29 protein-coding genes are annotated in these 18,290 nt (G+C 56.9%); 16 read left to right on the top strand and 13 right to left on the bottom strand.

Going from position 1 to position 18,290, the window contains the following annotated elements; translation table 11 throughout:
- Positions 1–60: 60 nt before the first annotated feature.
- From FPJ27_RS36400 to FPJ27_RS08340, 9 genes are all read right to left on the bottom strand, one after another.
- The gene (locus FPJ27_RS36400) at positions 61–879 is read right to left on the bottom strand and encodes a hypothetical protein (RefSeq protein ID WP_239483263.1); all 819 of its coding nucleotides are present in this window, start codon (positions 877–879) and stop codon (positions 61–63) included.
- Positions 880–892: 13 nt separating this feature from the next.
- Positions 893–1,099, bottom strand: coding sequence for a transmembrane Fragile-X-F family protein (locus tag FPJ27_RS08375; RefSeq protein ID WP_175960154.1), 207 nt, complete (start codon positions 1,097–1,099; stop codon positions 893–895).
- Positions 1,096–1,383, bottom strand: a complete 288-nt coding sequence (locus FPJ27_RS08370) for a hypothetical protein (RefSeq protein ID WP_204422569.1) — start codon at positions 1,381–1,383, stop codon at positions 1,096–1,098. Before FPJ27_RS08370 ends, FPJ27_RS08375 begins: the two co-directional genes overlap by 4 nt.
- Before the next feature lie 170 nt (positions 1,384–1,553).
- Positions 1,554–1,940 carry a hypothetical protein gene (locus FPJ27_RS08365; protein ID WP_204422568.1) on the bottom strand — a complete coding sequence of 129 codons (387 nt, stop codon included), beginning with the start codon at positions 1,938–1,940 and terminating at the stop codon, positions 1,554–1,556.
- Between the two features lie 298 nt (positions 1,941–2,238).
- Entirely contained in the window at positions 2,239–2,667 is a 429-nt protein-coding gene (locus FPJ27_RS36395) for a hypothetical protein (RefSeq protein ID WP_239483262.1), read from the bottom strand.
- On the bottom strand, positions 2,667–3,464 hold the full coding sequence (locus tag FPJ27_RS36390) for a hypothetical protein (RefSeq protein ID WP_239483261.1): 798 nt from the start codon (positions 3,462–3,464) through the stop codon (positions 2,667–2,669). The genes FPJ27_RS36395 and FPJ27_RS36390 overlap by 1 nt, the downstream gene beginning before the upstream one ends.
- A 301-nt stretch (positions 3,465–3,765) precedes the next feature.
- The gene (locus FPJ27_RS08350; RefSeq protein WP_204422567.1) at positions 3,766–3,993 is read right to left on the bottom strand and encodes a hypothetical protein; all 228 of its coding nucleotides are present in this window, start codon (positions 3,991–3,993) and stop codon (positions 3,766–3,768) included.
- Positions 3,990–4,223: a hypothetical protein gene (locus tag FPJ27_RS08345; protein ID WP_175960150.1), complete on the bottom strand. Its 234-nt coding sequence runs from the start codon at positions 4,221–4,223 to the stop codon at positions 3,990–3,992. Before FPJ27_RS08345 ends, FPJ27_RS08350 begins: the two co-directional genes overlap by 4 nt.
- A gap of 97 nt (positions 4,224–4,320) precedes the next feature.
- On the bottom strand, positions 4,321–4,497 hold the full coding sequence (locus FPJ27_RS08340) for a hypothetical protein (protein ID WP_175960149.1): 177 nt from the start codon (positions 4,495–4,497) through the stop codon (positions 4,321–4,323).
- A gap of 434 nt (positions 4,498–4,931) precedes the next feature.
- Here FPJ27_RS08340 and FPJ27_RS08335 point away from each other — a divergent pair, with 434 nt between their 5' ends.
- The 3 genes from FPJ27_RS08335 (at position 4,932) to FPJ27_RS36910 (ending at position 6,585) form a co-directional block, all read left to right on the top strand.
- Positions 4,932–5,645, top strand: a complete 714-nt coding sequence (locus FPJ27_RS08335; RefSeq protein ID WP_239483260.1) for a S24 family peptidase — start codon at positions 4,932–4,934, stop codon at positions 5,643–5,645.
- Between the two features lie 53 nt (positions 5,646–5,698).
- Positions 5,699–6,085, top strand: coding sequence for a TM2 domain-containing protein (locus tag FPJ27_RS08330; protein ID WP_204422566.1), 387 nt, complete (start codon positions 5,699–5,701; stop codon positions 6,083–6,085).
- 200 nt (positions 6,086–6,285) lie between these two features.
- Positions 6,286–6,585, top strand: coding sequence for an HNH endonuclease signature motif containing protein (locus FPJ27_RS36910; RefSeq protein WP_343300726.1), 300 nt, complete (start codon positions 6,286–6,288; stop codon positions 6,583–6,585).
- A gap of 302 nt (positions 6,586–6,887) precedes the next feature.
- On the opposite strand, the gene FPJ27_RS36905 is transcribed toward FPJ27_RS36910, so the two are convergent.
- The 3 genes from FPJ27_RS36905 to FPJ27_RS36375 all read right to left on the bottom strand — a co-directional run bounded on the left by FPJ27_RS36905 (position 6,888) and on the right by FPJ27_RS36375 (position 8,005).
- Positions 6,888–7,067 carry a hypothetical protein gene (locus FPJ27_RS36905; RefSeq protein ID WP_343300724.1) on the bottom strand — a complete coding sequence of 60 codons (180 nt, stop codon included), beginning with the start codon at positions 7,065–7,067 and terminating at the stop codon, positions 6,888–6,890.
- 223 nt (positions 7,068–7,290) lie between these two features.
- Positions 7,291–7,602, bottom strand: coding sequence for a S24 family peptidase (locus tag FPJ27_RS36380; RefSeq protein WP_239483268.1), 312 nt, complete (start codon positions 7,600–7,602; stop codon positions 7,291–7,293).
- Positions 7,571–8,005 (bottom strand): hypothetical protein, encoded by a 435-nt coding sequence (locus tag FPJ27_RS36375; RefSeq protein ID WP_239483267.1) that lies wholly within the window; start codon positions 8,003–8,005, stop codon positions 7,571–7,573. Before FPJ27_RS36375 ends, FPJ27_RS36380 begins: the two co-directional genes overlap by 32 nt.
- Before the next feature lie 434 nt (positions 8,006–8,439).
- Between FPJ27_RS36375 and FPJ27_RS08310 the strand changes: the two genes are divergently transcribed.
- The 13 genes from FPJ27_RS08310 (at position 8,440) to FPJ27_RS08250 (ending at position 16,423) form a co-directional block, all read left to right on the top strand.
- A complete protein-coding gene (locus tag FPJ27_RS08310; protein ID WP_175960149.1) occupies positions 8,440–8,616 on the top strand; it encodes a hypothetical protein in 177 nt (58 codons plus the stop codon).
- A gap of 97 nt (positions 8,617–8,713) precedes the next feature.
- Positions 8,714–8,947, top strand: a complete 234-nt coding sequence (locus FPJ27_RS08305; RefSeq protein WP_175960150.1) for a hypothetical protein — start codon at positions 8,714–8,716, stop codon at positions 8,945–8,947.
- Positions 8,944–9,171: a hypothetical protein gene (locus tag FPJ27_RS08300; RefSeq protein ID WP_204422567.1), complete on the top strand. Its 228-nt coding sequence runs from the start codon at positions 8,944–8,946 to the stop codon at positions 9,169–9,171. The genes FPJ27_RS08305 and FPJ27_RS08300 overlap by 4 nt, the downstream gene beginning before the upstream one ends.
- Positions 9,172–9,472: 301 nt before the next feature.
- Positions 9,473–10,270, top strand: a complete 798-nt coding sequence (locus FPJ27_RS36370; RefSeq protein WP_239483261.1) for a hypothetical protein — start codon at positions 9,473–9,475, stop codon at positions 10,268–10,270.
- Positions 10,270–10,698, top strand: coding sequence for a hypothetical protein (locus FPJ27_RS36365; protein WP_239483262.1), 429 nt, complete (start codon positions 10,270–10,272; stop codon positions 10,696–10,698). Before FPJ27_RS36370 ends, FPJ27_RS36365 begins: the two co-directional genes overlap by 1 nt.
- Before the next feature lie 298 nt (positions 10,699–10,996).
- A complete protein-coding gene (locus tag FPJ27_RS08285) occupies positions 10,997–11,383 on the top strand; it encodes a hypothetical protein (protein WP_204422568.1) in 387 nt (128 codons plus the stop codon).
- A 170-nt stretch (positions 11,384–11,553) separates the two neighbouring features.
- Positions 11,554–11,841, top strand: a complete 288-nt coding sequence (locus tag FPJ27_RS08280; RefSeq protein ID WP_204422569.1) for a hypothetical protein — start codon at positions 11,554–11,556, stop codon at positions 11,839–11,841.
- Positions 11,838–12,044 carry a transmembrane Fragile-X-F family protein gene (locus FPJ27_RS08275; protein WP_175960154.1) on the top strand — a complete coding sequence of 69 codons (207 nt, stop codon included), beginning with the start codon at positions 11,838–11,840 and terminating at the stop codon, positions 12,042–12,044. The genes FPJ27_RS08280 and FPJ27_RS08275 overlap by 4 nt, the downstream gene beginning before the upstream one ends.
- Positions 12,045–12,057: 13 nt before the next feature.
- The gene (locus FPJ27_RS36360) at positions 12,058–12,876 is read left to right on the top strand and encodes a hypothetical protein (protein WP_239483263.1); all 819 of its coding nucleotides are present in this window, start codon (positions 12,058–12,060) and stop codon (positions 12,874–12,876) included.
- A gap of 160 nt (positions 12,877–13,036) precedes the next feature.
- Positions 13,037–14,332, top strand: coding sequence for an AAA family ATPase (locus FPJ27_RS08265; RefSeq protein ID WP_204422570.1), 1,296 nt, complete (start codon positions 13,037–13,039; stop codon positions 14,330–14,332).
- Complete coding sequence (locus tag FPJ27_RS08260; protein ID WP_204422571.1) at positions 14,329–14,469, top strand: hypothetical protein; 141 nt, start codon at positions 14,329–14,331, stop codon at positions 14,467–14,469. Before FPJ27_RS08265 ends, FPJ27_RS08260 begins: the two co-directional genes overlap by 4 nt.
- A gap of 401 nt (positions 14,470–14,870) precedes the next feature.
- A complete protein-coding gene (locus FPJ27_RS08255) occupies positions 14,871–15,830 on the top strand; it encodes an ATP-dependent DNA ligase (RefSeq protein WP_204422572.1) in 960 nt (319 codons plus the stop codon).
- Positions 15,827–16,423: a metal-dependent phosphohydrolase gene (locus FPJ27_RS08250; protein ID WP_239483264.1), complete on the top strand. Its 597-nt coding sequence runs from the start codon at positions 15,827–15,829 to the stop codon at positions 16,421–16,423. Before FPJ27_RS08255 ends, FPJ27_RS08250 begins: the two co-directional genes overlap by 4 nt.
- Here FPJ27_RS08250 and FPJ27_RS08245 read toward each other — a convergent pair.
- The gene (locus FPJ27_RS08245; RefSeq protein WP_204422576.1) at positions 16,365–17,645 is read right to left on the bottom strand and encodes an IS256 family transposase; all 1,281 of its coding nucleotides are present in this window, start codon (positions 17,643–17,645) and stop codon (positions 16,365–16,367) included. The two genes, FPJ27_RS08250 and FPJ27_RS08245, sit on opposite strands and share 59 nt — an antisense overlap.
- Positions 17,646–18,290: the final 645 nt, after the last annotated feature.

Below are 18,290 nucleotides of genomic sequence, written 5' to 3'. Positions count from 1 at the left end.
GCTTTGCCGTATCGACAACGGTAGCCACAAAGCAACAATGTCCGGACTGGGATTCGGGAACTACTTGGTAGCGCGCCGCGCTATTAGACATGCGATTTCCTCCCGTTGTAACAGCTTGGGGTCTTTACTCGAAACTACGTTGCGCGCGGCAATGCCGTATGCTCGTAGCTGCTTGATAATCTTTGCCGCGTTCGTCTGCCCTGCCTTATCCGGGTCCAGCCATACCGCGACCGGCTTACCCGAACGGATCAACTCCGCTGCAATCCAGTCGGATATCTTCGTCCCCAGCAGACACCATCCCACTACGCCGCCGCGCGTCGCGACCTTGTACGCGGAAAGCAAATCCTCCGTAAGCACGATCAACGGCCCGTCGCCGTACCGTGCGACGAGTCGCCGTTTATCAACGTGCGGGTTGAGGTACTTTCGGGGATTCGTCTTATCGAGCGTCCGGGCCTGCCAGTACATGACCTCACCCAGCTCGTCGCGGACTGGCAAAACGACACGCTGCATGCGTGGATTCCAGTAGAAGCCGAGCGCTTCAATTTCCTGGTTCGCAATGCCCGCTTTGTAGAGCCACACACGGGCCTCTAGCGGCCACGCTGACGGGTTCTTTTCTGCGGGAAGGGGCAAGGCTGGACTAGCGGCTACGGCCTCCTCTGCGGCCTGTATTCGACGCAGGCGGGCAAGCCTTTCCGTGAGGCTTTCGGCCGGACGTGGAACCCAGCCCTTGTATGCACACCTATGACAGTAGGCGGCCCAGCCGTCCCGCTTATGGTTGATGTGCAGGCAATCGCCGGGGCCGCAATCGTGCGGAATCTTTCTACTGCCTCCCTCGGGAAGGGATTGGGCGTGCTGCAACCATTCTTTCGATTCCAGCACGCAACCTCCTACGTTATTTCTTCTTCAGCCCGTCCCGAATTGCGTTCAACGTGCCTCCGGCGCCCAAGACGAAGAGTCCGGCCACAATCGCGATAGCGAGAACCGCGAATCCGATCCAAAGCGGCATCGTGACCCACCACCACGACCACGCAGCGACGACACCAATCCCCGCCAGCTTCAACGCGAGGAGAATGAGGAAAATGCACGGCAACAGCTTCAAAGCGTTGCTCCGTGCGAAATTGCCTCGATGAGCGCCGTTCGCTTCACAGCATCCGCCGCCCGTGCCGCTTCGTCCGCCCGCGATTCCGCCTCGATGCCCGCCGCCTTGTGGTAGCGGGTGAGGTCCTCGTATTGCCATACTCGCTTATCCGCTCGTTCGATCAACTTGCGGAGGTTCGCGACGTGAATTGCGATCAGGGCCGCATGGATGCGGGTGGCGATTCGGACGCTGACGCCCTTAGTTGCTTCGAATGCCGCCAACAGGGCGGCCGTAAGTTTGTGCATGTGGTCTCCTTAAGCGCGAATTTCTACTGAGGTGATTTCATCTTTGTCGAATCGGGCTATCTCGACGTAAGCGGCATCCTCTAATACAACGTCACTTCGCCAGCTTTCGGCGACGCGCTCCACGCCCGTAAAGTCCTCTGTCGTGAAGTCTCGTTTGTGTACGCGGACGTTCACTCGATACCTGCCAGCGGATCAACCGGTGCGTGTTCGCCCGTGCCCTGCTTCACCTCAGCTTCCGGCGCGGGAGTCTCCCGAACTTCCTCACCGATGCCGACGATATCGCCCGGACGGATCGTTACGATTTCCTCATCCGCGCCGCTGCCCTTGATGACCTTGATTCCCTTCCCCTTGTCCGTATCGAACACGGAGCGCACTTCACCGTGATAGACGCCGCGCGACTCGCCGCGACCGTAGTTGAAGTTGATCACGTCGCCTTGCTTGAGCGATTCGAGACGAGCGGCGGCCTTCTCTTGTGCTTCCAGTGCATCGGCTTTCGCCGTGTAGTCTGCGGCCTTGCTGCGGTATTCCGCGATACGTTCCGCAATGGTCTTTGCCATGTAGTCCTTATTAGTTTGAGGTTAGCGACAGGTAGCCTTACCGGGAGTCGTCACGATGCACGCCGACCAAGTACGGCTCAGGTCATACGCACATCCGGTAATTGCCCCGCCCATGAACGCCGCAAAGCACACGGCGTAGAAAACGAATTTCAATCCTTGCGGACCCAGATTACGCGTTCATCCGCGCAACCCAAGGGAAGCTCCATACACAAGCCCCCGTCACGATCGCCCACGCAGCCATCGCACCCGCTCGTCTCAGGCTCGGCCACATACTCCACGCCGTCAATTTCGGCCGACTTCACGCAGCCTCCTTTACGAGGATATCGCCCGGATCGTTGTGCGGCTCATCGCTCGCCTTCCCGTTCGCGTACCGCGTCACGACATTCCCCGTGGACGGGTTCAACAGAACGAGTTGGCAATGCGGCTTTGCTTCCGGCGAATACGCGATGAACTTGACATCGCAGCCGGAGCGGAACTTGAGCGGCTTTCCGGTCATCGCGGCGAGGAGGTCGAAACCAGGTTTCTCCCCCTGCTCGATCAACTCGTAACGAGTGGTCATGCGCGCATGACTCGGGTATCGGCTTCGAAACTCCGCAAAACCGATGTAGCTGCCGCATCCGGACACACGATCAACCGTGTAGGTTGCGCCGATGATGGGACCGTCCCCGCCGCTCCACGTCTCGCGGGTCTCGCTTACGTTTCGTACTTTGTCGCCAACCTTAAACATCACGCGGCCTCCTTGTAGTCGATCACGCGCACTTCTTGCTCCACCTTCACGGTGCGAACCACCTTGACCTCGACAATCTCGTAGACGCTACCCGGCGTGTAGCGCGAGACTGCTTGCTCTGCTGCCTCTTGCGAAGCGAACGGAATGCCGCGAACTTCACGGAGTGCGGTCCCGTGCTTACGGATGCGGAATTCGGGAGCGGGTTCGGGTTGTTGCTGCTCTGCTGCGTTCGTTTCGAGGCGGTCTGCGTCGATAATGCCGACGATGCCGTCGTGAGTCTTTACGCGATACGCCGCCGGCGAACCACCGAGCGATTCGACAAACTCGACCACAACGCCTTTGCCCCAATTCTCGGCCGGATGGAAGCCGTCATAGACAATACGAAGCTTGTCACCCGCTTTGATTGCGACGGCCTTCTCGACCAGCTCGAAGTGGAACATGCGGAACCCGTAGTTTTCGGTCTCCGTTTCGCCTTGCATGATCGGGTCTCCCTTGTAATCAAAGCGCTCGACAACGAGGCAGTCGGGATTCATCCCCTTCCGGACATAGAAGTCCCGCAGTAGGTGGGTGTCCTTGATGCGGACCGTATCCCCAACGTTGATTTTCTTCTCCTGAACAGGCTTGAAGCGACTCGACAGGAACCGCCCGCCGACTGTGTTCGGATGCTTCACCTCCTTCAACACAACCCATCCACCGTCCGCGCTTTCAATGGTGTATTTCTCGCCCTGAACAACACCGCCGTAGGTTGCCGTGCTGACACATTCCACCGTCTGACCTGCCGTAAATTGCTTGCTCATATTCGGATCGTTCCCTGAGTTAAAAGTAGTCCTAACCTGTACAGTGAAATGAAACGCGTGCCTTACTGTCCTCGTACCGTCACGTCGGCTGAGTTACTGGTGATCGCTTCCAACTGAATCCAACGCCCATCGTTCGTCTTGACCAAGCAGCCTGTAGACCAATCGAATGATGTAGGCAAGCCGGAAAGGCTCCGGTATGTCTTGCACGCGCTATACGCGTTGTATTGAATGCCTGCCGCGATGCAGACCATAATCGCGGCAATGCCTAGAATCAGGCTTCCGAAAAACTTAAGGTCGTCCATCAGTGCCCCGCATGTACCACGGAGTAGCCCGCTTGAATGCGCCCCGCGACGGTGCCGCGCAACGACTTTGTTCGATACGAGACGAACGGCTTGGGTTCGCGGCAGTTCCGCAGTGCGGCCCAGCGGTCCCAACGATGTCCGTCAATCTGGATCGTTTCCGAAGCTTCGTGAAACGAGACCGTAGCGCCTGCTACGTGTGCTTCCTTGAGTGCGGCGCGTTGGTTCATGCGGCGCGTGCCTTGCAGGAGATATCGAAACCTGCACCGCGACCCAGCGTCGAACCGCGACGAACACCGCCGTTGAACGGCATACGATTGTCCGGGCCGATGTGGAAGAACGCCCGCTGCGTGTTGCGGCGGTTGCCAACAACCACCTTCTTTGCTTCCGGATTTTCGTTGAGGAAGCGGCCAACGGTGTGCGTGCGGTTCATGTCCAGCGGTTTGCGGATTTGCGTCATCTTGTAGTCCTAAGTTGATTCGTGAAAGTCGTGCGTCTGCAAATGAAAAGCCCGCGCTAACTACTCGCGGGCCTCTCCGTGTGCTGCTCTGCGTAGATCAGTTGAGGAGTTTCTTCCTCCATGCTGCCCCTGCTTTACGCAGTTCTTCGATACTGCTCAACCGGTTCGCCTGATGCGGCCGGCCCTCGTTACGGTTCTCCTCGTAAGGTTCGCGGCTGGTCTCCGCCGTCGTGTGGTTATCCCGGCCTACGTACTTCGGAATGTGTTCGGTCATACGCTCTCGTTTTGTTCGGTTGATGGAACAGGCTCGCCGGAACCTGCTCTACGAACCGAAGTTCGTGCCGGGTGTGTTGTCTGTATCCCGGCGTCGCATTGTTCCGTGGCGTACCGCTGTGCCTTGGATTCCCTCCGCGACTCCGACTCTTTATCCCGTTCTCGCCTCCGTAGAGGACTTACGCGCCGGGCTGGTAGGCCGTAACCGTGTCGCCGCACCTGTCGTAAACAGGCACTTACAAATCTACCTAAAATTGTACAGACGCAACTAAATCTGCTAAAATTTATTCCAATTTCGGTAGGTCATCGCTGACCACGGAACGAACTTTACCGACTTCTGTACATGCAATCTACTTGTAATTTTGCATCGTCAGCTATTTGTCAGTAGATTTTGACTATAATTTAGTAGAATCAACAGCTTGCAAGGGTCAGACCATGTACAACGAATCAGCAGAGTCCAACCAAGTTAAGGAGAATGCTCCAAATTCGGTAGATTCCGTAGCCGAGTTCGAAGTGTTCTTTGCTCGACTCCGGCAGGCGATCGGCACGGACGACCTGTACGGATGGGGCAAATCACGCGGCTTTCCGCGACAGACGCTTTACAACATGGTGAGCGGCCAGAAGATTCCGGGCCTTGAGACGCTGCGCAAGTTCCGTGATGAAACCGGTAAGCCTATTGGCTGGCTGCTTGGCGAGGACGTACTTCATCCGGGTGCCCCTACCGAAAGTGGTGCAGGTCAAGTCGACGGTAAAGAGTCTGACGAGTTCGTGTACATCCCGCGCTATCCCCGCAACGGGACCAACGAGCAAGTGACAATGGCATTTCGTCGCTACTGGGTGGAGAAGTACCTCCAGGCGAACCCAGATGAGTTGATCGTGCTGCGCGTGGATGACGACGTGATGGAGGGTACGTTCAATCGGGCCGACAACATCCTCGTAAACCTGAACCCTCTTGGTCCCGTCAAGGATGGTCTGTATGCGCTATACATCAATGAAGTGATAGTCGTCCGGCGCGTCCAGGTGCTTCCGAACAACGTCATACGGGTCATGCCGGACAATCCTCGCTACCCGTCGTTTGAGACGTCGCTCGAGGAAGGTTCCGGCGTAGAGATTGCCGGTGTGCCTGTCTGGTACAGCCGGACGATTTGACAATGCGGTGTGCGCCATGTACCGTCCCTTGACATAACTAACGGGGAATTAACATGGCGCTAATCAATTGCCCGGAGTGTAAGACCTCCGTATCAGATCAAGCACGTGCATGCCCGTCCTGCGGCTATCCTATTGCAGCCTCGAACAATTACACTGAAAGTGCGAGCGCTCCGCCTCCAGTTGTTTCCGTAGCCAAATCTCGCGGAACATATATCATTCTTGGCCTGCTATTTGGCTCACTTGGCTTCCATGACTTCTACGCTGGATTTAACGTTAAAGGCGCAGTGAAGCTCGGATTATTTATTGTCGCGTTTCTTCTTGACGCTACAACAGGGTTCTATTCAAAGTTCTTCCTAATTATTGCAACGATTAACGGGCTATGGGCCTTGGGTAGCCTGTGCATGAACAAGGCCGATGCGACGGGCAAATTCATGACCTGAGCAACCCACAGTAGAATCAATGAGTTACACGCCGCATTTCACGATATAAAATACCCCACAGCTTAGGAGAGGACGAACCTCACCCGATGGGTAGGCATGCCCGATGATGCCCCAGGTACGTGCAAGGCGAACCCTGTTCATCCATAGAATACGCACGGCAGTTCTATCCGAGCGAGCGAAGCGAGCGAGGAGATTGAGCTATCCAGAAGATCACAAATAATTCTCGCCTCAGAGGCGAAGCAGGCGTTAAGCAACGCAGACGCATTAGACTTAGAGATAAGTACACTTGTCAGAATCCAGAATGCGGTATAGCTGTACGCATTGGAGAAGTAGACCACATCGTCTCTCTAGAAGATGGTGGAACTAATGATGATGCGAATATGCAAATTGCATATTCGCATCATCATTTCCACCATCTTCTAGAGAGACGATGTGGTCTACTTCTCCAATGCGTACAGCTATACCGCATTCTGGATTCTGACAAGTGTACTTATCTCTAAGTCTAATGCGTCTGCGTTGCTTAACGCCTGCTTCGCCTCTGAGGCGAGAATTATTTGTGATCTTCTGGATAGCTCATCTCCTCGCTCGCTCGCTCGCTCGGATAGAACTGCCGTGCGTATTCTATGGATGAACAGGGTTCGCCTTGCACGTACCTGGGCATCATCGGGCATGCCTACCCATCGGGTGAGGTTCGTCCTCTCCTAAGCTGTGGGGTATTTTATATCGTGAAATGCGGCGTGTAACTCATTGATTCTACTGTGGGTTGCTCAGGTCATGAATTTGCCCGTCGCATCGGCCTTGTTCATGCACAGGCTACCCAAGGCCCATAGCCCGTTAATCGTTGCAATATTAGGAAGAACTTTGAATAGAACCCTGTTGTAGCGTCAAGAAGAAACGCGACAATAAATAATCCGAGCTTCACTGCGCCTTTAACGTTAAATCCAGCGTAGAAGTCATGGAAGCCAAGTGAGCCAAATAGCAGGCCAAGAATGATATATGTTCCGCGAGATTTGGCTACGGAAACAACTGAGGCGGAGCGCTCGCACTTTCAGTGTAATTGTTCGAGGCTGCAATAGGATAAGCCGCAGGACGGGCATGCACGTGCTTGATCTGATACGGAGGTCTTACACTCCGGGCAATTGATTAGCGCCATGTTAATTCCCCTTAGTTATGTCAAGGGACGGTACATGGCGCACACCGCATTGTCAAATCGTCCGGCTGTACCAGACAGGCACACCGGCAATCTCTACGCCGGAACCTTCCTCGAGCGACGTCTCAAACGACGGGTAGCGAGGATTGTCCGGCATGACCCGTATGACGTTGTTCGGAAGCACCTGGACGCGCCGGACGACTATCACTTCATTGATGTATAGCGCATACAGACCATCCTTGACGGGACCAAGAGGGTTCAGGTTTACGAGGATGTTGTCGGCCCGATTGAACGTACCCTCCATCACGTCGTCATCCACGCGCAGCACGATCAACTCATCTGGGTTCGCCTGGAGGTACTTCTCCACCCAGTAGCGACGAAATGCCATTGTCACTTGCTCGTTGGTCCCGTTGCGGGGGATAGCGCGGGATGTACACGAACTCGTCAGACTCTTTACCGTCGACTTGACCTGCACCACTTTCGGTAGGGGCACCCGGATGAAGTACGTCCTCGCCAAGCAGCCAGCCAATAGGCTTACCGGTTTCATCACGGAACTTGCGCAGCGTCTCAAGGCCCGGAATCTTCTGGCCGCTCACCATGTTGTAAAGCGTCTGTCGCGGAAAGCCGCGTGATTTGCCCCATCCGTACAGGTCGTCCGTGCCGATCGCCTGCCGGAGTCGAGCAAAGAACACTTCGAACTCGGCTACGGAATCTACCGAATTTGGAGCATTCTCCTTAACTTGGTTGGACTCTGCTGATTCGTTGTACATGGTCTGACCCTTGCAAGCTGTTGATTCTACTAAATTATAGTCAAAATCTACTGACAAATAGCTGACGATGCAAAATTACAAGTAGATTGCATGTACAGAAGTCGGTAAAGTTCGTTCCGTGGTCAGCGATGACCTACCGAAATTGGAATAAATTTTAGCAGATTTAGTTGCGTCTGTACAATTTTAGGTAGATTTGTAAGTGCCTGTTTACGACAGGTGCGGCGACACGGTTACGGCCTACCAGCCCGGCGCGTAAGTCCTCTACGGAGGCGAGAACGGGATAAAGAGTCGGAGTCGCGGAGGGAATCCAAGGCACAGCGGTACGCCACGGAACAATGCGACGCCGGGATACAGACAACACACCCGGCACGAACTTCGGTTCGTAGAGCAGGTTCCGGCGAGCCTGTTCCATCAACCGAACAAAACGAGAGCGTATGACCGAACACATTCCGAAGTACGTAGGCCGGGATAACCACACGACGGCGGAGACCAGCCGCGAACCTTACGAGGAGAACCGTAACGAGGGCCGGCCGCATCAGGCGAACCGGTTGAGCAGTATCGAAGAACTGCGTAAAGCAGGGGCAGCATGGAGGAAGAAACTCCTCAACTGATCTACGCAGAGCAGCACACGGAGAGGCCCGCGAGTAGTTAGCGCGGGCTTTTCATTTGCAGACGCACGACTTTCACGAATCAACTTAGGACTACAAGATGACGCAAATCCGCAAACCGCTGGACATGAACCGCACGCACACCGTTGGCCGCTTCCTCAACGAAAATCCGGAAGCAAAGAAGGTGGTTGTTGGCAACCGCCGCAACACGCAGCGGGCGTTCTTCCACATCGGCCCGGACAATCGTATGCCGTTCAACGGCGGTGTTCGTCGCGGTTCGACGCTGGGTCGCGGTGCAGGTTTCGATATCTCCTGCAAGGCACGCGCCGCATGAACCAACGCGCCGCACTCAAGGAAGCACACGTAGCAGGCGCTACGGTCTCGTTTCACGAAGCTTCGGAAACGATCCAGATTGACGGACATCGTTGGGACCGCTGGGCCGCACTGCGGAACTGCCGCGAACCCAAGCCGTTCGTCTCGTATCGAACAAAGTCGTTGCGCGGCACCGTCGCGGGGCGCATTCAAGCGGGCTACTCCGTGGTACATGCGGGGCACTGATGGACGACCTTAAGTTTTTCGGAAGCCTGATTCTAGGCATTGCCGCGATTATGGTCTGCATCGCGGCAGGCATTCAATACAACGCGTATAGCGCGTGCAAGACATACCGGAGCCTTTCCGGCTTGCCTACATCATTCGATTGGTCTACAGGCTGCTTGGTCAAGACGAACGATGGGCGTTGGATTCAGTTGGAAGCGATCACCAGTAACTCAGCCGACGTGACGGTACGAGGACAGTAAGGCACGCGTTTCATTTCACTGTACAGGTTAGGACTACTTTTAACTCAGGGAACGATCCGAATATGAGCAAGCAATTTACGGCAGGTCAGACGGTGGAATGTGTCAGCACGGCAACCTACGGCGGTGTTGTTCAGGGCGAGAAATACACCATTGAAAGCGCGGACGGTGGATGGGTTGTGTTGAAGGAGGTGAAGCATCCGAACACAGTCGGCGGGCGGTTCCTGTCGAGTCGCTTCAAGCCTGTTCAGGAGAAGAAAATCAACGTTGGGGATACGGTCCGCATCAAGGACACCCACCTACTGCGGGACTTCTATGTCCGGAAGGGGATGAATCCCGACTGCCTCGTTGTCGAGCGCTTTGATTACAAGGGAGACCCGATCATGCAAGGCGAAACGGAGACCGAAAACTACGGGTTCCGCATGTTCCACTTCGAGCTGGTCGAGAAGGCCGTCGCAATCAAAGCGGGTGACAAGCTTCGTATTGTCTATGACGGCTTCCATCCGGCCGAGAATTGGGGCAAAGGCGTTGTGGTCGAGTTTGTCGAATCGCTCGGTGGTTCGCCGGCGGCGTATCGCGTAAAGACTCACGACGGCATCGTCGGCATTATCGACGCAGACCGCCTCGAAACGAACGCAGCAGAGCAGCAACAACCCGAACCCGCTCCCGAATTCCGCATCCGTAAGCACGGGACCGCACTCCGTGAAGTTCGCGGCATTCCGTTCGCTTCGCAAGAGGCAGCAGAGCAAGCAGTCTCGCGCTACACGCCGGGTAGCGTCTACGAGATTGTCGAGGTCAAGGTGGTTCGCACCGTGAAGGTGGAGCAAGAAGTGCGCGTGATCGACTACAAGGAGGCCGCGTGATGTTTAAGGTTGGCGACAAAGTACGAAACGTAAGCGAGACCCGCGAGACGTGGAGCGGCGGGGACGGTCCCATCATCGGCGCAACCTACACGGTTGATCGTGTGTCCGGATGCGGCAGCTACATCGGTTTTGCGGAGTTTCGAAGCCGATACCCGAGTCATGCGCGCATGACCACTCGTTACGAGTTGATCGAGCAGGGGGAGAAACCTGGTTTCGACCTCCTCGCCGCGATGACCGGAAAGCCGCTCAAGTTCCGCTCCGGCTGCGATGTCAAGTTCATCGCGTATTCGCCGGAAGCAAAGCCGCATTGCCAACTCGTTCTGTTGAACCCGTCCACGGGGAATGTCGTGACGCGGTACGCGAACGGGAAGGCGAGCGATGAGCCGCACAACGATCCGGGCGATATCCTCGTAAAGGAGGCTGCGTGAAGTCGGCCGAAATTGACGGCGTGGAGTATGTGGCCGAGCCTGAGACGAGCGGGTGCGATGGCTGCGTGGGCGATCGTGACGGGGGCTTGTGTATGGAGCTTCCCTTGGGTTGCGCGGATGAACGCGTAATCTGGGTCCGCAAGGATTGAAATTCGTTTTCTACGCCGTGTGCTTTGCGGCGTTCATGGGCGGGGCAATTACCGGATGTGCGTATGACCTGAGCCGTACTTGGTCGGCGTGCATCGTGACGACTCCCGGTAAGGCTACCTGTCGCTAACCTCAAACTAATAAGGACTACATGGCAAAGACCATTGCGGAACGTATCGCGGAATACCGCAGCAAGGCCGCAGACTACACGGCGAAAGCCGATGCACTGGAAGCACAAGAGAAGGCCGCCGCTCGTCTCGAATCGCTCAAGCAAGGCGACGTGATCAACTTCAACTACGGTCGCGGCGAGTCGCGCGGCGTCTATCACGGTGAAGTGCGCTCCGTGTTCGATACGGACAAGGGGAAGGGAATCAAGGTCATCAAGGGCAGCGGCGCGGATGAGGAAATCGTAACGATCCGTCCGGGCGATATCGTCGGCATCGGTGAGGAAGTTCGGGAGACTCCCGCGCCGGAAGCTGAGGTGAAGCAGGGCACGGGCGAACACGCACCGGTTGATCCGCTGGCAGGTATCGAGTGAACGTCCGCGTACACAAACGAGACTTCACGACAGAGGACTTTACGGGCGTGGAGCGCGTCGCCGAAAGCTGGCGAAGTGACGTTGTATTAGAGGATGCCGCTTACGTCGAGATAGCCCGATTCGACAAAGATGAAATCACCTCAGTAGAAATTCGCGCTTAAGGAGACCACATGCACAAACTTACGGCCGCCCTGTTGGCGGCATTCGAAGCAACTAAGGGCGTCAGCGTCCGAATCGCCACCCGCATCCATGCGGCCCTGATCGCAATTCACGTCGCGAACCTCCGCAAGTTGATCGAACGAGCGGATAAGCGAGTATGGCAATACGAGGACCTCACCCGCTACCACAAGGCGGCGGGCATCGAGGCGGAATCGCGGGCGGACGAAGCGGCACGGGCGGCGGATGCTGTGAAGCGAACGGCGCTCATCGAGGCAATTTCGCACGGAGCAACGCTTTGAAGCTGTTGCCGTGCATTTTCCTCATTCTCCTCGCGTTGAAGCTGGCGGGGATTGGTGTCGTCGCTGCGTGGTCGTGGTGGTGGGTCACGATGCCGCTTTGGATCGGATTCGCGGTTCTCGCTATCGCGATTGTGGCCGGACTCTTCGTCTTGGGCGCCGGAGGCACGTTGAACGCAATTCGGGACGGGCTGAAGAAGAAATAACGTAGGAGGTTGCGTGCTGGAATCGAAAGAATGGTTGCAGCACGCCCAATCCCTTCCCGAGGGAGGCAGTAGAAAGATTCCGCACGATTGCGGCCCCGGCGATTGCCTGCACATCAACCATAAGCGGGACGGCTGGGCCGCCTACTGTCATAGGTGTGCATACAAGGGCTGGGTTCCACGTCCGGCCGAAAGCCTCACGGAAAGGCTTGCCCGCCTGCGTCGAATACAGGCCGCAGAGGAGGCCGTAGCCGCTAGTCCAGCCTTGCCCCTTCCCGCAGAAAAGAACCCGTCAGCGTGGCCGCTAGAGGCCCGTGTGTGGCTCTACAAAGCGGGCATTGCGAACCAGGAAATTGAAGCGCTCGGCTTCTACTGGAATCCACGCATGCAGCGTGTCGTTTTGCCAGTCCGCGACGAGCTGGGTGAGGTCATGTACTGGCAGGCCCGGACGCTCGATAAGACGAATCCCCGAAAGTACCTCAACCCGCACGTTGATAAACGGCGACTCGTCGCACGGTACGGCGACGGGCCGTTGATCGTGCTTACGGAGGATTTGCTTTCCGCGTACAAGGTCGCGACGCGCGGCGGCGTAGTGGGATGGTGTCTGCTGGGGACGAAGATATCCGACTGGATTGCAGCGGAGTTGATCCGTTCGGGTAAGCCGGTCGCGGTATGGCTGGACCCGGATAAGGCAGGGCAGACGAACGCGGCAAAGATTATCAAGCAGCTACGAGCATACGGCATTGCCGCGCGCAACGTAGTTTCGAGTAAAGACCCCAAGCTGTTACAACGGGAGGAAATCGCATGTCTAATAGCGCGGCGCGCTACCAAGTAGTTCCCGAATCCCAGTCCGGACATTGTTGCTTTGTGGCTACCGTTGTCGATACGGCAAAGCCTCTTGATTGGCCCAAAGGAGAGTTCGAGATTGTTTGTGAATGCTTCACAACAGGGCAGGCAGAGAGCATCGCCCAAGCATTGAATGGTATCGCTAACGCTTGAGCATCGAGGTAACACTCCTCCAGCTTCTCAAGTACCGCGAGCGTTACGAGAGGCTGGCGAAAGCAGTACCAACAGCAGCACTGGAAGCAAAGTCTGTCGTCATCCTTGGCGATTACCGGAAGTTCTTCACCGAGTTTCCCGAGCAGCAGCGGATCGAGCTTGAACCGTTCATGTTGTGGTTCGGGACGTTCGCGCACCCGACGCTCACACCGGAGCAACTTGGGCTGTACCGTGCGTTGCTGGGGCGTGTCCTCAACGAGGACTGCGATCCGTCGCTAGAGGCGGGAATCATGGAGCGCTTAGTAGCGGCGGAGACCGCGAACCGCGTTACGTCGCTGATCGAGAAATACAACAACGGCGATGAGCTTGACCTCTATGTGTCGCTCCGTGACGAGATAGAGCGGTTCGAGCAGAACACGAATCGCAAGGTGCGTGTTCCGTGGGTGTCCGATGACATCGATTCGATCCTACTGGATGACAAGGACGATAGAGGGCTGCACTGGCGGCTTGACTGTCTCAATACGGTGATGCGTCCGCTTCGCCCTGGCGACTTCGTAATTCTCGCTGGCCGACCCGATAAGGGTAAGACGACATTCGTGTCGTCAGAGATTACTTACATGGCAAGCCAGTTCGATGACTACTACGGCCCGAATCACGGGCGTTGCGTGCTGTGGCTGAACAACGAGGGACCAGGAAAGCGCATCGTCCAACGTGTCTATCAGAGCGCTTTGAATGCGACGGTCGGCGATCTCATCCGTATGTCGAATAACGGCACGCTCAAGGACAAATACGCGGAGGCGGTGGGAGGGACGGACGTTATTCGTGTCATGGATGTTCACGACTTCTGGAGCTACGAAGTCGAGGACATTTTCCGTCGTTGCCGTCCCGGTTTGATCGTCGGGGACATGCTCGATAACGTCAAGTTTGGAGGGCAGGTATTGAACGGCGGGCAGCGAACGGACCAGCTACTTGAGGCCCAGTACCAGTGGGGGCGGCTGATGGGAGTGAAGTACGACGCGCCATTTATCGCCACGTCTCAAATTTCAGCAGACGGTGATGGCTTGCAGTTTCCGACGCTTCCCATGCTCAAGGACAGCAAGACTGGCAAGCAGGGCGCAGGTGACGCAATTATCACGCTCGGCGCGTCGAACGATCCTTTCTACGCATCGTCGCGCTGGATCGGCATGACGAAAAACAAACTGCGCCGACAAGGCGCTCCCCAATCACCCCAAGCAGAAGTCATGTTCGACGGCGAACGTGGCCGCCTGCTTATGCCTGTGGAGACTGCATGAAGGAAACGAAAATCTACGTGACGATTCAGCATGACGACCATAACGACTACGCGGAGGAGCAAGAAATCATCCGTATCGGGGTAGACAACATCGCGCAGTCGCTAGGCGGCGAAGTGATCGACCTGGAGATTAAGTGAAGTACGGGGTCGTCAAAACGCAGAAGAACGACCACGACGTAAAAGGCGGGCCTGTTCATTGGCTGCGGCGAGGTACGTTTGTACGCGTCACTTCGGAGGGGAAATTCGGTGCGCACTCGGAAACAATGTATCCGGTGTTCGCTGTGCCTGTTACTTCCGACTCCGAGAAACGATACGCGGTTCGATGGCAGTACCTAAACCGCACGGACTTCTATGAGCTTCCGCACTGGCTTGGCCCGTTCCTCGAATGGTTCGCGCCGAAGTTCCAGCGCGTTCGGGAATGGCTCTGTCTCGCTTAGTCGAACTCATCGGCTGTATCTGCCTAGTGATTCAACTGCCTTGGATGGTGGGAGGCACTGGGTTCCTCGTCTGGGAAATGATCCAACAACTAACGGAGTTCGATGACGATTCCAACCGGGTTTAAGCCGAATCTGGCTGCGGCCCTGACGAAGCCGGAACTTATCAAGTTCCCGGTATGGGCCTCGCCCAAGATTGACGGTATCCGCTGCGTGTTCTTCGGCGGTGTGGCATACAGCCGCTCACTCAAGCCGATCCCGAATCCGGTAGTGCAGGAGTATGCGGCAGCATACGCGGACTTTCTGGAGGGACTGGACGGTGAGCTTGTTGTAGGCAATCCGAATGACCCTAACGTGATGCAGCAGACCACTAGCGGCGTCATGAGCAAGAGCGCGGAACCGGACTTTACGTTTTGGGTGTTCGACTGGGTGCCGGTAAACGCGTCGAACGTAGACGGCGGCCCTTGTGAGTACTGGTCGCGCAGCGACGTAGTAGAGGCGCGGCTTATGAAGTGTGCAGTAGCCGGCGCTACGCGTATCCGTGCTGTTCCGCAACACCTCTGCGTTAGCCATGAGGACTTGAACAAATTGGAGGCGCGATTCCTCGCAGACGGCTACGAAGGAATGATGATCCGCGCCCATGACAGTACGTACAAGTGCGGACGCAGCACGGAGCGCGAGGGTGGTCTCGTCAAGGTTAAGCGGTTCGTAGACGGCGAGGCAGTAATCGTCGGCTTCGAGGAGGAAATGCACAATGCAAACGAGGCGACACGCAACGCGGCAGGCCGAACGGAGCGCAGCACGGCACAAGCCGGTTTGGTCGGTAAGGGCACTTTGGGCGCGCTACGCGTCGCTATGCCGGTGGATTCACGCGTCCCCGACTCCCCATCCGTCGTGTTCAGTATTGGGACAGGCTTCACCGCTGCACAGCGGCGGGATTACTGGCAAGACCGGGAGAGTCTTATTGGTCGGCTAGTTAAGTTCAAACACTTCGACCACGGCACGGTAGACGCCCCACGTCATCCCGTTTTCATCGGCTTCCGCCATCCGGAGGACATGGGTTGACACCCGCAATCCTCACGGTGAGCGGGCGCTACTTCGACTTTCTGTCGCCTGATCCGGACAGCATCGTAATTGAGGACATCGCTACGGCGCTGTCACGTATCTGCCGATTCACCGGACATACGAAGCAGTTCTACAGCGTCGCACAGCATAGCGTGCTTGTGTCCTATCTCGTTCCCCAAGAGTTCGCCTTGCAAGGGCTACTGCATGACGCGTCGGAGGCGTACTTGGGCGATGTGTCGAGTCCGCTTAAGCAGCTTCTTCCGGACTACAAGGCGATTGAGCAGCGGGTAGAGCGCGCGATTCTGGAGCGTTTCGGATTGCCGTTTCCGCTGCATCCGTCAATCAAAGAGGCGGACTTGCGCGTGTTGGTCACTGAGCGTCGCGACTTCATGCCGGAGCCTATCGACTGCTACCGCGTGACAGATTCGGTTGCATGGTCGTGGACCAAAGGTATTGCGGCGACGGGTGCGGTACCGCTTCCAACATTCAATCGAGCAATCGTCAAGACTGGTGTACGCGGGTCGGGCGGCATGATCAGGCGGCTAGCGCTTGAGGAGCCGGTGTGCTTTCCATCACCGGGGTGCCGTCCTTGAAGGGAATGCCCTTCAGAAGCGGTTCGATCCTGTCGACGCCGCGGATCTTCCTCCAGGTCTGCTCGGCCGCTTCGATCAGCTTGAACGCCATCGCGAGGAAGGTCGAGCGCGACAGACAGTTGCGCGTGCGGCTCGTGCGGTGGCGCACCGTCGCGAACGTCGATTCAATCGGATTCGTGGTCCGCACGTGCTGCCAGTGTTCGGCCGGGAAGTCGTAGAACGCGAGCAGTGCGTCGCGGTCTTTCGTGAGCTTCTCGACGGCCTTTGGGTACTTGGCCGCGTACGTGTCGACGAACTGGTTGAACGCGGCGATTGCGTCGGCTCTTGTCGCGGCATTCCAGATCTCGGCGAGCGCAACCTTGGCCTTGCCGTGCTGCGATTTGGGCATGACGTTGAGTATGTTGCCGATCTTGTGAAACCAGCAGCGCTGGTGCCGTGTCTGCGGGAACACCTCTTCAAGCGCCGCCCACAGCCCCATCGCGCCATCGCCGACGGCAAGCAGCGGCGGCGCCTGCAGACCTCGTTTCTTCAGATCGAGCAGCAGCTCTTTCCAGGATTCCTTCGATTCGCGATAGCCGTCGTTGAGCGCCACGCGCTCCTTGCTGCCGTCCGGTTTCACGCCGATGATCACCAGCAGGCACTGCCCGTCCGAATCCTCTGCGCGGGCTTGCGTATGGATGCCGTCGGCCCACCAGTAGACCCAGCGCGAGGTGGACAGGTCGCGCTTGTTCCACTTCTCGTACTCTTCTGACCAGGCGGCCTTCAGGCGGCTCACGACGCTCGCTGACAGCCCTTTAGCCTGTTCGCCGAGCAGCTCGGACAGTGCGTCGCCCATGTCGCCGGTTGAGACTCCTCGCAGGTACAGCCACGGCAGCGACGATGACACGCGCGGCGACTTGCGCACATAGGGCGGCACGATCGTCGAATTGAACTTGATGCCGGAGCCCGAACGATCGCGGACCTTCGGCACCTGAACGTGCACCGGACCGACTGCCGTGACGATCTCGCGCTCTGGCAGGTACCCGTTGCGCACGATCGCCCGCCGGCCGTCCAGCGTCTTCACGTTCGAATATTGCTCGAGCAATGCCTTCAATTCCGCCTCGATCGCTTGCTGGATAATCTGCCGCGCGCCTTGCTGGATCAACTCGTCCAGGCCGACGGGCCCCTTGAATTCTGTTTCCGTTGCTTGACTGTCGTTCGCTTCCCGATTACGTTTCGCCATGGTGGTGGATTGGTTGCTGGGTTCGTTACCTTGGAAAGCAACATTCTCCTGCAATCGCCACCGCCTCCCGCCGATTCCGCTCCACACCGCCGTACACCACTTCCGACATTAGCTCCACAGTCGCTGTCTCCGGCCAGAGGTGCATAGGAACCTTGCTACTACCGATGGAATCCTTAGGGTTGGGATTCTTCGGGGTAATGTCAGGCGGGTTCTCCCGCTCCCATGCCAAACCATCAACGATTGAGATACTTCCTCCTCATCTTTCTCAGCTTCTTCGCGAGACGCTTCCCGAATCGCTCCCGGTCAATCGCGCCGCGCTCTTGCATCACCAAAAGAAAAGCCGCCAAGTCGGCGGCCTCGTCTGTCAATTTCCGTCTACCCCAATCACTCCGGGCGTTTCTTCATCGCGGCTTGCGTGAACTCTGCCGCTTCCTCTGACTGCGTGAATAAGTAAGGGCTTCATCGGTGTAGGCATAGAATCCACGCAGCCACTCGCTACGGGCGAGCGTGCCGCGATCAAAAAGGAACGTCCCAACGTCGAATCCCTCCGACGCTGCAATACGCCCGCAGTGGTAGAACGTTGGAACGTGTGAGGTCATCAGCTAACCAATAGGTTTGCCTTGTGCTGCTTCGAATTGACCGTGA

The organism is Burkholderia sp. MS455, assembly GCF_016899445.1.
GTDB classification, from domain to species: domain Bacteria; phylum Pseudomonadota; class Gammaproteobacteria; order Burkholderiales; family Burkholderiaceae; genus Burkholderia; species Burkholderia pyrrocinia_C.
The sequence above is the reverse complement of the archived record's forward strand: the minus strand, read 5'-3'. Positions and strand labels throughout refer to the sequence as shown.